The following is a 10139-nucleotide window of genomic DNA, read 5'->3' on the forward strand; positions in this document are numbered from 1 at the left end:
GAACCACCCCATGGGTTTCAGCCCGCGGGGCCGGGCCGGGACGGCGGCACGGCAGGCGCCGCCGGCACCGTCGGCTCGGGCCGCTCCGACGGCCTCCAGGTGGCCGAAATGGTCAGGTTGGCGTTCCCATTGGCGCCCACGATGCCGAGTTTGAGGTCCTGGCCGACCTGCACCCCGAACTGCACGGTGAACTCCTGGGGCGGCCGCGGAGCCGAGCTGACGGCGTCGTGCACATCCTGGAGCACCTGCCCCAGCCCTTGCAGGATGACGCTCAGACCGGCGTTGGCGAGCGTGGCCACGGCCTGCGGACCCCGCCCCACGGGTGTCACGCCGCCGACGCCGCCGACGCCGCCGTACGCGTCCTCGGGGGAGGCGTCTCCTACGGGGGCCAGTTCCAGCCGTACGGTCGTACCGTCCGCCAGGGGTATCTCACGGTGTTCCGTCACCTTCCTCATCATGCCGATCATCAGGCGTCCGGTCTGCCCCTTCGCACCAAACGCCGCCGGAACGACGGACGGGGCGACGGGGCGCGGGGCGACGGTGGGCGGGGCCACGGGACGCGGGGCCACGGGACGCGGGGCCATGGGACGCGGGGCCACGGGACGCGCGGCCACAGGACGCCCGGCCGCGGGGCGGCCACGGGGCGGCCACGGGACGCCACCGCGTAAGGTCGATGTCGGATTCCCGCGAGCCTGCCCCCACCCCGCCGGCGGATGCTTGACCCATGCACACCGACACCGACCGGTGCCTCCGCGCCGCACAGGCGAAGGACGCCCGCTTCGACGGGTGGTTCTTCATCGCCGTCGTGACCACCGGGATCTACTGCCGGCCGAGCTGCCCGGTCGTCGGGCCCAAGCCCGAGAACATGCGGTTCTACCCCAGTGCCGCGGCGGCCCAGCAGGCCGGGTTCCGGGCCTGCAAGCGGTGCCGTCCGGACGCCGCCCCCGGCTCGCCGCAGTGGAACGAGCGGGCGGATCTGGTGGCCCGCGCCATGCGGCTGATCGCCGACGGTGTGGTGGACCGGGACGGGGTCCCGGGCCTGGCGGCCCGGCTGGGCTACAGCACCCGGCAGATCGAGCGGCAGCTTCGCGCCGAGCTCGGCGCGGGCCCGCTCGCGCTCGCCAGGGCCCAGCGGGCGCAGACCGCGCGGCTGCTGATCGAGACCAGCGCGCTGCCGATGGCGGACATCGCCTTCGCGGCCGGGTTCGCCAGCGTCCGCGCGTTCAACGAGACCGTACGGGAGATCTTCGCGCTCTCCCCTACCGAGCTGCGGCAGCGGGCCGGCCGCGGGCCGCGGACCAGCGTGCCCGGGGCGCTCACGCTGCGGCTGCCGTTCCGGGCGCCGCTGTGCCCGGACAACCTCTTCGGCCACCTGGCCGCCACCGCCGTCCCCGGCGTCGAGGAGTGGCGCGACGGCGCGTACCGGCGCACGCTGCGGCTGCCGTACGGGCCCGGGGTGGTCACCCTCAGCCCCCGCCCCGATCACATCGCCTGCCAGCTCTCCCTCGCCGACCTGCGCGACCTGGCCGGGGCGATCAGCCGCTGCCGGCGGCTGCTGGACCTCGACGCGGACCCGGCCGCCGTGGACGAGCTGCTGCGTACGGATCCCCAGCTGGCCCCGCTGGTCGACAAGGCGCCGGGGCGGCGGGTGCCGCGCGCGGTGGACGCGGACGAGTTCGCGGTGCGCGCGGTGCTCGGCCAGCAGGTGTCCACGGCGGCCGCCCGCACCCACGCCGGGCGCCTGGTGGCGGCGCACGGCGAGCCCGTGGAGGACCCGGCGGGCGGCCTGACCCACCTCTTCCCGTCCGTCCAGGCCCTGGCCGGTCTTGACCCCGAGAAGCTGGCCATGCCCCGCACCCGCCGCGCCACCCTCACCGGGCTGATCGGCGCGCTCGCCGAGGGCCGGGTCGCGCTCGGCCCCGGCAGCGACTGGGACGAGACCCGCGCGAGCCTGGGCGCGCTGCCGGGGCTCGGCCCCTGGACCGTCGAGGTGATCGCGATGCGGGCCCTCGGCGACCCGGACGCCTTCCTCCCGACCGACCTCGGCGTACGCCGCGCCGCCACCGAACTGGGCCTGCCCGCCACGCCCGGCGCCCTCACCCGCCACTCGACCCACTGGCGCCCCTGGCGCGCCTACGCCGTCCAATACCTATGGGCCACGGACGAGTCCCACGCCATCAACCGCCTACCGGCAGCATGACCGCAACTGGTCCGCACCCGCGGCGGAGCGCTTTGTGGGCAATCGTTCCGCGGAGGGGGCACCTCCCAGCGGTAGCTGGGGGAGGGACGGGTGGGCACAAAGCGGCCACCGGCCCGCACCTGGCAACGAAACGGGCGGCCCGCACACCCCTGAGCCGCCCGACCCGCACCACACCGCATCACCTACACCCCGCCGAGGAACACATGATCCGCACCCACACCACCACCGACAGCCCCTACGGCCCGCTAACCCTCGTAGCCACCGGCACCGACCTCTCCGGCCTCTACATGGTCGAGCAACGCCACCGCCCACCCGAGGAGACCTTCGGCGCCCCCGGCGACCCGGCCGACGCCCCCTTCGCCGAGACCATCCGCCAGCTCACGGCCTACTTCGCGGGCGAGCTGACCGACTTCGACCTGCCGCTGCACCTGGACGGCACGCCCTTCCAGCGCCGCGTCTGGGCCGCGCTGCGGGCCATCCCGTACGGCGAGACCTGGTCGTACGGCCAGTTGGCCGACCGCCTCGGCCAGCCGACCGCCTCCCGCGCGGTGGGCCTGGCCAACGGCAAGAACCCGGTCGGCATCATCGTCCCCTGCCACCGCGTGGTCGGCTCGTCCGGCAGCCTCACCGGCTACGGCGGCGGCCTGGACCGCAAGCGGCGGCTGCTGGAGTTCGAGGCACGGCAGGAACTGCCCGGCCTCTTCTGATGCGGGACGGGGGCGATCAGCCCCCGTCACCCACGGCGATGCGATCCAGCAGAGCAGGCAGCGCCGCACCGATGGGCTCGCGAACGACCTCGTCCGCGAGCTCGTCATACGGCGTCGGCTCCGCATTGACGATGATCAGCCGGGCCCCATGCTCGGCGGCCAGCCCCGCGAGCGAGGCCGCGGGCTGAACCTGAAGGCTCGTGCCGACCGCGATGAAGATCTCGCACGCCTGCGCCACCGCGACCGCTTCCGTGAGCACCTCCGAATCGAGGTTCTCCCCGAACATCACCGTGGCCGACTTCAGGATCCCGCCGCACTCCCGGCACGCCGGATCCGCCTCACCCGCCGCGACCCGTTCCAGCGCCTCGTCCATCCCGGACCGTGCCTCGCAGTGGGTGCACCGCACGGCCCGCGCGGTGCCGTGCAGTTCCAGCACCTTGCGCGCGGGCATCCCGGCGATCTGGTGCAGCCCGTCCACGTTCTGGGTGATCACCCGCACCGGCACCCCCGAGCGCTCCAGCCGGGCGACGGCCTCATGCGCCCCGTTGGGCCGGGCCCGCAGCGTCTCGCTGTCCCGCCGCATCTCCCAGGAGCGGCGCCGGATCTCGGGGTCGGTCATGTAGTACTCGTACTTCACGAGCTTCTCGGCCTCGGGGTCCTGCCGCCACAGCCCCCGCGGACCGCGGTAGTCGGGGATCCCGGAGTCGGTGGAGATGCCCGCCCCGCTGAGGATCGCCACCAGAGGCCGGTGCGTCGTCTCGCTGCTCATGCCGCTCATGCCGCTCATGCCGCGAGCGTACGCACGCCGTGCGGCCGACGACGAGCGCGTTTATCCGGACGGGTAAAGTCCGCCCGGCACCGGGATGTACGCGGCGAACAGGGAGAGTACGGGGATGGCGCGTTTCCTATGGCTGAGCGGCCGGACCGCGGGGGAGGACGGGTCGCCGGAGGGCGGCATCGCCCGGACGATACGCGTCTCCGACGAACCGGCCCGCCGTGGCCGCACCAGCAGCCCGCTGGCCTTCCCCGAGCGGCGAAACCCACCCGGCGGCGGCCTCCCCGAGTACCGTGCCGCCCGTAAGGAGGGCACCCGCGCGTTCACCCTCTGGGCAGATCCCCATCGCGGGCAGGCGTTCGCGCAGGTGGTGACCAAGTCGGCCACCAAGGGCGGCCCCGCCGCTTACGAAGTCCTGGGCGCCGCCGGTGAACCCCTGGCCCTCATCACCCGCCGCCCGGCGATGAAGGGCGGCCTCCGCACCCGCTGGACCGTCCAGCAGACCGGCTCCCGGCCCGCCGTGGGCTTCAAGGGGCGGCCCTTCTGGTGGGGCGTGTGGTGGCTGTTCCTCCCCCTCCAACTGCTCGTCGTGATCGGCATCATCCTCAACGGCGGCGGCGACCCCGGCCGCACCCCGCGCCGCACCCGGTGGCGGCTGGACCGCCGGATCGTCCTCGACTTCCACAGCGGCCCCGGAACCGCCTTCGAGCTCAAGGCCGTGGCGGACTGGTGGGACGACCGCGTGACCGCCTCCCTCGTCGCCCTCCTCGACAGCCACGGCGGCTGGCTGGGCAGCGAATGGGACACCGCCGAGGGCTGACGTCCGCGTGGGTTCACCCTCTCGGTGGGGAATCGCCGATTCCTGTGACTCCGCGTGGTCGGACCGTCCTACGCTGCGGCTTCTTGACTGGGCCGAGAGGAACGGCGGGGTGGCGATGGCGGATCCGACGGACGAGGACGCGGGCGATGGCGCGGTGGATCTGTTCCGCGCGCTGGGCCGACAGATCAAGGTGCTGCGGGAGCGGGCCGGGCTGACGCAGAAGGAACTGGGCGAGCGGCTGGGGTACGCGGAAGCGACGATCTCGGCAGCCGAGCGGGGACTGCGGATCCCGCAGCCGGAGTTGCTGGAGGCGGCGGACGATCTGCTGGACGCGGGCGGGGTGTTGAAGGCGGCCAAGGAGGATGTCGAGCGGGCGAAGGCGAAAGCCCGGGTGCGGCATCCGACGTGGTTTCGCGATTACGCGCGGCTGGAGGCGGAGGCGGTTGAGCTGTGCCACTTCGCCAACCAGGCGGTGCCCGGCCTGTTCCAGACGGAGTCGTACACGCGCGCCGTCTTCATCAGCCGACAGCCGCTCTTCGAAGACGAGACCATCGAGATGCGGGTCGCCGCGAGGCTGGCCCGGCAGACGATCTTGGCGCAGTGGCCGCTGCCCACGGTGAGCGCGGTCATCCAAGAGGCGGTTCTGCGCCATCCTTTCGGCGGACGAACTGTGCAGCGTGGCCAGTTGGAACACTTGCTCGACCTCGCGCGGATGCGTAACGTCGAAGTGCAGATCATGCCGATGGACAGCGAAGAGCACGCGGGAATGGGCGGCCCCTTCACCCTGCTCACCCCGAAGGGGCGCCCACAGGTTGCCTACTTGGAAGTGCAGCACATCAGCCGACTGATCACGGAGCCCGAGGAAGTCCGCGTCCTGGCGGCGAAGTATGGAAGCATCCGCTCGCAGGCGCTCACACCACGTGGCTCCATGCTCTTGCTCGAAAAGCTGCTGGGGGAGATATGAACACCGAGGACCGTGCACCGCTCAGCTGGTTCAAGAGCAGCTACAGCGGCGACGAGGGCGGGGAGTGCGTAGAGGTGGCCGTCACGGAGCAGAGCGTGCGGATTCGGGATTCCAAGGACCTGGCACGTCCGGCGCTCACCATCGGGCGGGACGGCTGGACCCGGTTCATACGGCACGTCGGGCGCGGCTAGATGAAGAGCTGGTTCAAGAGCAGCTACAGCAGTGGTGAGGGCGGGGAGTGCCTGGAGGTCGCCGTCACCGCGCAGACCGTCCTCATACGCGACTCGAAGGACACCACACGGCCCGGCCTCACCGTAGGCCGGGCCGACTGGGTCCGATTCGTGCGGTACGTCACCGACGCGTCGTGAGCGCCGACTTCAGGTAGTCCTCCACACGCACAACGGGCCGACCGAGAACATCGGCAAGCGTGGGGTCAACCGGGGCGAAGTCCCCTAGGCGGCTGGCGGCGAAGAGGCCGACGAGCAGGTCGGCCGATGGCTCGGGCGCGCCATGGCCGATCAACTGCGCCCGGTACTCGTCGTCGGAGACGACCACCCGGCGGATCGGGCGGCCCGTCAGCCGCGTGAGGATCTCCGCGATACCGGCCATGTCGATCACCTCGGGCCCCGTGAGCGCGGGGCTCAGACCGTCCAGGACCTCGTCGGTGAGGGCGAGGACCGCCGCGTCGGCGAGGTCGGCGTGGGCGGTCCAGGCGACCGGTCCGTCCTCCGGCACGGCCAGGACGCCCGTCTCCAGCGCGCCCCTGACCAACTCCACGGCCGATGAGATGTAGAAGCCGTTGCGCAGCGAGGTGAAGGGGATCCCCGACCGCTGAAGAGCCTCCTCCGTGGCGGCGTGGTCGGGCATCGGGACGAACCGGGAGGACGGGCTCGCGCCCATGTGGCTCGTGTAGAGGATCCGCTTGGCCCCGGCCGCCGCCGCGGCGGCGATGGCCGTGCGGTGGCCTCGGACGGCGGCCTCGCCCGTGGTGCCCGTCGAGACGATCAGGACCTTCGAGGCGCCCTCGAAGGCGTGGGGAAGGGTGTCCGGGTCGGCGAAGTCGCCCCGGCGGACGCGCACGCCCCGCGCGCCGAGGTTCCGCGCCGCCTCCACATCGCGCACGCTGACGCCGATCTCCTCGGCGGGAACGCGTTCCAGCAGCCGCTCGGCAACCATCCGGCCGAGCTGGCCATTGGCTCCGGTAACGATGATCACGGTGATCTCCTCTGACTGTTTCCAGTGATATCGCTGTCAACGTATCACCGGAAACGAAAGGGCGCTAACAAGATCCTGTTATCGTTGGAAGCATGGAGAGGGAGGGCGTCATCGCGCCGGACGCAAGCCAAGAGGCAAGCCACGACGCAAGCCAGGACGCGAACCACGACGCGGGCCGCGAGGCCAACCGAGACCGTGACGGCAACCGCGACGGCAACCGCGACCGCATCGTCGCGGCCGCCGCCCGCCTGCTGTCCGACGGCGGCCCCGACGCGGTCTCGACCCGTGCGGTGAGCGCCGCCGCCGGGGTGCAGCCGCCGACCATCTACCGGCTCTTCGGCGACAAACAGGGCCTGCTCGACGCGGTCGTCGCGTACGGCTTCACGGAGTACCTGAACAGCAAGACCGCCGAGGACCCCACCGATGACCCCGTCGAGGACCTGCGCACCGGCTGGGATCAGCACATCGGCCTGGGCCTGGCCAATCCGGCGCTGTACTCGCTGATGTACGGCGGGCACCGCCCCGGGGTGTCCTCACCGGCCGCCGTCACCGCCTTCGAGATGCTCGCCCGGCTCATCCGGCGCATCGCCGAGGCCGGGCGGCTCGCCATCCCCGAGGAACGCGCCGCGGCGCTGGTCCACGCGGCGGGCTGCGGTACGACGTTCACGCTCATCGCCACGCCCGCGGACCGCCGCGATCCGGAACTGTCCCGTACCGCCCGTGAGGCGGCCATCGCGGCGATCACCACGGACGCGCCCACCGCCACCGCACCCGGGCCGGCCGCGGCCGCCGTCACCCTGCGCGCCGCGCTGCCCCGGACGGACGCGCTGACCGCGCCCGAACGCGGCCTCCTGCGGGAATGGCTGGACCGGATCGCCGATCCGGCCCCCACCGTCGGCGAGCGGACCGAAACCCCCTGACCACGATCAGCCCGACACCGCCAGCCGGTGCGTACGCGCCGCGAGGTCGCTGATGCGGGCCCCGTCGAAGCCGAAGACGGCGCTGCGCACCCGGTCCTCCAGCGGCTCGGTCCACCGCGCCGGGATGGCCGCCGCGCCGCACAGCACCCCCGCGACCGATCCGGCCGTGGCGCCGTTGGAGTCGGTGTCCAGGCCGCCGCGTACCGTCAGGGCGATCGTGGCCGTGAAGTCGCCCGCGCCGTAGAGCAGCCCGGCCGTGAGGACGGCGGCGTTGGGGACCACATGGATCCAGGGCAGCCCGGCGGTCTCCAGCTCCAGCTGGGCGAGCGCGTCCGCCCACGCCACGCCCGCGTCGTGCAGGGACGCGATCCGGCGCACCGTACGGGCCAGGCGGCAGCGCGGCGGGATCCGGTCCAGGGCGCTCTCGACGGCGGCGCGCGGACCGTCCGCCGTGAACGCGGCCGCGATCAGCGCCGCCGCCCACATCGCCCCGTACACCCCGTTGCCGGTGTGGGAGAGGACGGCGTCGCGACGGGCCATCGTGGCGGCGCGCCGCGGATCGCCGGGGTTGACCCAGCCGTGGACATCGGCGCGGATCAGGGCGCCGATCCACTCCTGGTAGGGGTTGTCGAGGGTCGCGCTGAACGGGGGCTTCACCCCGGCCGTGAGATTGCGGTAGGCGGCCCGCTCGGCGGTGAAGGTCTGCAGATACGGCAGCCGCAGCAGCCACACCTCGCCGACCTGCTCGGTGCTGAATCCGGGGCCGTGGGTCTCCAGCAGGTGCAGCCCCAGAACGGAGTAGTCCACGTCGTCGTCGCGGCAACTGCCGTGGATCCGGCCGCGGACGCAACTCTGCCACTCGGGGCGCAGCTCGAACTCCACCGGATCGGGCGGCGGCTCCAGCGCGGGGAGGTAGTCGGTCAGCGGGAGGGCATCGGCGCGGCGCAGATACCGGTCGATGCGGTCGCGGGTCCAATAGTCGCCGTTCTCGACGGGTTTGCCGAGCATGTTCCCGGCGATCCGGCCGAGCCAGCCGCCGAGGATCCGGTCCGCGAGTTCGCTCCCGCTGAGGGCCATGGGTCAGTTGTACCCATCTGAGGTGGGTGTACCGGTGCGGCCGCGCCGGATAGGGTCACAGCGGCGCGACTGCCTGTGCGAATGCGAGGGGTTACGAAGGTGACGGACGCTTCGACGGCTTTGACGGAGGCTTCGGAAGGCTCGGAGGAAGCCACAGCCGGGACCAGGACATGGGCTCAGGGGCAGGCGACACCCCCGAAGCGCGTGCTGATCGCCGCGGACAAGTTCAAGGGCTCGCTCACGGCGGTGGAGGTTGCCGAGCGCGTCACGGCGGGCCTGCGCCGCGGCGCGCCCCGGGGCGGCGAGGGCCTGCGGATCTCGGCGCTGCCCGTCGCCGACGGCGGGGACGGCACGGTGGACGCGGCGGTCGCGGCCGGTTTCGAACGGCGCGAGGTGCGGGTCACCGGGCCGCTGGGCGCGCCGGTGACGGCGGCGTACGCGCTGCACGGGACCACGGCCGTGGTGGAGATGGCCGAGGCGTCCGGGCTGCGCCATCTGCCGAAGGGAGTCTTCGCGCCGCTCACCGCGACCACGTACGGCAGCGGGGAACTGCTGCGCGCGGCGCTGGACGCGGGCGCCCGCACGATCGTGTTCGGCGTGGGCGGCAGCGCCACGACGGACGGCGGCGCGGGGATGCTCAGCGCGCTGGGGGCGCGCTTCCTGCGGGCGGACGGTACCCCCGTCGCACCGGGCGGGGGCCCGCTGCGCGATCTCGCGACGGCCGATCTGTCCGGCCTCGACCCGCGCCTCGCGGCCACCGAGACCGTCCTGGCCAGCGACGTCGACAACCCCCTCACCGGGCCGAAGGGCGCGCCGGCGGTCTACGGCCCGCAGAAGGGCGCGGGCGAGGACGATGTGGCGGCCCTGGACGCCGCCCTCGCCCACTACGTACGCGTCCTGGAGCGCGCGGTCGGGGCCTCGGCCGCCGAGTACGCCCTCGCGCCTGGCGCGGGCGCGGCGGGCGGCATCGGCTTCGGCGCCCTCGTCGGGCTGGGCGCGACCTTCCGCCCCGGCATCGAGGTGATGCTCGACGTCCTCGGCTTCCCCGCCGCGCTGGAGGGCGCGGACCTGGTGATCACGGGGGAGGGCTCGCTGGACGAGCAGACCCTGCACGGCAAGGCCCCGGCAGGCGTCGCGACGGCGGCCCGCGCGCGGGGCATCGAGGTGGTCGCGGTCTGCGGCCGCCTGTCCCTGCCCCCGGCGGCCCTGGGCACCGCGGGCATCCGCCGCGCCTACGCCCTCACCGACCTGGAACCGGACCCGGCCCGCTGCATCGCCGAGGCCGGCCCCCTCCTGGAACGCACCGCGGCACGCCTGGCAGCGGACTTCCTGGCCTGACCCCGGCCCCCACCGGGGGTTGGTTCCCCACCCCGCCCCTTCCCGAACCCGGTGGCAAGCCCCCGGCCCCCCACCGGGGCTGTTGCCCCGAACCCCCGGCGGGGCTGTGCCCCGGATCCCCGG

General features: G+C 73.4%; 12 protein-coding genes. 8 read left to right on the plus strand and 4 right to left on the minus strand.

The window, feature by feature from the left end:
• Positions 1-17: 17 nt before the first annotated feature.
• Positions 18-455: a CU044_2847 family protein gene (locus tag NP777_RS30740; RefSeq protein ID WP_256653432.1), complete on the minus strand. Its 438-nt coding sequence runs from the start codon at positions 453-455 to the stop codon at positions 18-20.
• Positions 456-724: 269 nt separating this feature from the next.
• Between NP777_RS30740 and NP777_RS30745 the strand changes: the two genes are divergently transcribed.
• Together NP777_RS30745 and NP777_RS30750 are read left to right on the plus strand one after the other, a co-directional pair.
• The gene (locus NP777_RS30745; RefSeq protein WP_256653433.1) at positions 725-2200 is read left to right on the plus strand and encodes a DNA-3-methyladenine glycosylase 2 family protein; all 1476 of its coding nucleotides are present in this window, start codon (positions 725-727) and stop codon (positions 2198-2200) included.
• 203 nt (positions 2201-2403) lie between these two features.
• Positions 2404-2907, plus strand: coding sequence for a methylated-DNA--[protein]-cysteine S-methyltransferase (locus NP777_RS30750; RefSeq protein WP_256653434.1), 504 nt, complete (start codon positions 2404-2406; stop codon positions 2905-2907).
• Positions 2908-2923: 16 nt separating this feature from the next.
• Here the strand turns inward: NP777_RS30750 and NP777_RS30755 are convergent, their stop codons facing one another.
• Positions 2924-3676: an SIR2 family NAD-dependent protein deacylase gene (locus NP777_RS30755; RefSeq protein WP_256653454.1), complete on the minus strand. Its 753-nt coding sequence runs from the start codon at positions 3674-3676 to the stop codon at positions 2924-2926.
• Positions 3677-3800: 124 nt separating this feature from the next.
• Here NP777_RS30755 and NP777_RS30760 point away from each other — a divergent pair, with 124 nt between their 5' ends.
• The 4 genes from NP777_RS30760 (at position 3801) to NP777_RS30775 (ending at position 5834) form a co-directional block, all read left to right on the plus strand.
• A complete protein-coding gene (locus NP777_RS30760) occupies positions 3801-4502 on the plus strand; it encodes a hypothetical protein (protein ID WP_256653435.1) in 702 nt (233 codons plus the stop codon).
• Between the two features lie 115 nt (positions 4503-4617).
• Positions 4618-5466: a helix-turn-helix domain-containing protein gene (locus NP777_RS30765; RefSeq protein ID WP_256653455.1), complete on the plus strand. Its 849-nt coding sequence runs from the start codon at positions 4618-4620 to the stop codon at positions 5464-5466.
• Positions 5463-5657: a DUF397 domain-containing protein gene (locus NP777_RS30770; RefSeq protein WP_256653436.1), complete on the plus strand. Its 195-nt coding sequence runs from the start codon at positions 5463-5465 to the stop codon at positions 5655-5657. The genes NP777_RS30765 and NP777_RS30770 overlap by 4 nt, the downstream gene beginning before the upstream one ends.
• On the plus strand, positions 5658-5834 hold the full coding sequence (locus NP777_RS30775) for a DUF397 domain-containing protein (RefSeq protein WP_256653437.1): 177 nt from the start codon (positions 5658-5660) through the stop codon (positions 5832-5834).
• Here NP777_RS30775 and NP777_RS30780 read toward each other — a convergent pair.
• Positions 5818-6681 carry an NAD(P)H-binding protein gene (locus tag NP777_RS30780; RefSeq protein ID WP_256653438.1) on the minus strand — a complete coding sequence of 288 codons (864 nt, stop codon included), beginning with the start codon at positions 6679-6681 and terminating at the stop codon, positions 5818-5820. The genes NP777_RS30775 and NP777_RS30780 overlap by 17 nt on opposite strands.
• Before the next feature lie 92 nt (positions 6682-6773).
• Here NP777_RS30780 and NP777_RS30785 point away from each other — a divergent pair, with 92 nt between their 5' ends.
• Positions 6774-7601: a TetR/AcrR family transcriptional regulator gene (locus NP777_RS30785; RefSeq protein WP_256653439.1), complete on the plus strand. Its 828-nt coding sequence runs from the start codon at positions 6774-6776 to the stop codon at positions 7599-7601.
• A gap of 6 nt (positions 7602-7607) precedes the next feature.
• Here NP777_RS30785 and NP777_RS30790 read toward each other — a convergent pair whose 3' ends face one another.
• Positions 7608-8678, minus strand: a complete 1071-nt coding sequence (locus tag NP777_RS30790) for an ADP-ribosylglycohydrolase family protein (RefSeq protein WP_256653440.1) — start codon at positions 8676-8678, stop codon at positions 7608-7610.
• A gap of 204 nt (positions 8679-8882) precedes the next feature.
• Between NP777_RS30790 and NP777_RS30795 the strand changes: the two genes are divergently transcribed.
• Positions 8883-10016 (plus strand): glycerate kinase, encoded by a 1134-nt coding sequence (locus NP777_RS30795; RefSeq protein WP_256653441.1) that lies wholly within the window; start codon positions 8883-8885, stop codon positions 10014-10016.
• Positions 10017-10139: the final 123 nt, after the last annotated feature.

Origin of the sequence: Streptomyces rugosispiralis (genome assembly GCF_024505145.1) — a bacterium.
Taxonomy (GTDB): domain Bacteria; phylum Actinomycetota; class Actinomycetes; order Streptomycetales; family Streptomycetaceae; genus Streptomyces; species Streptomyces rugosispiralis.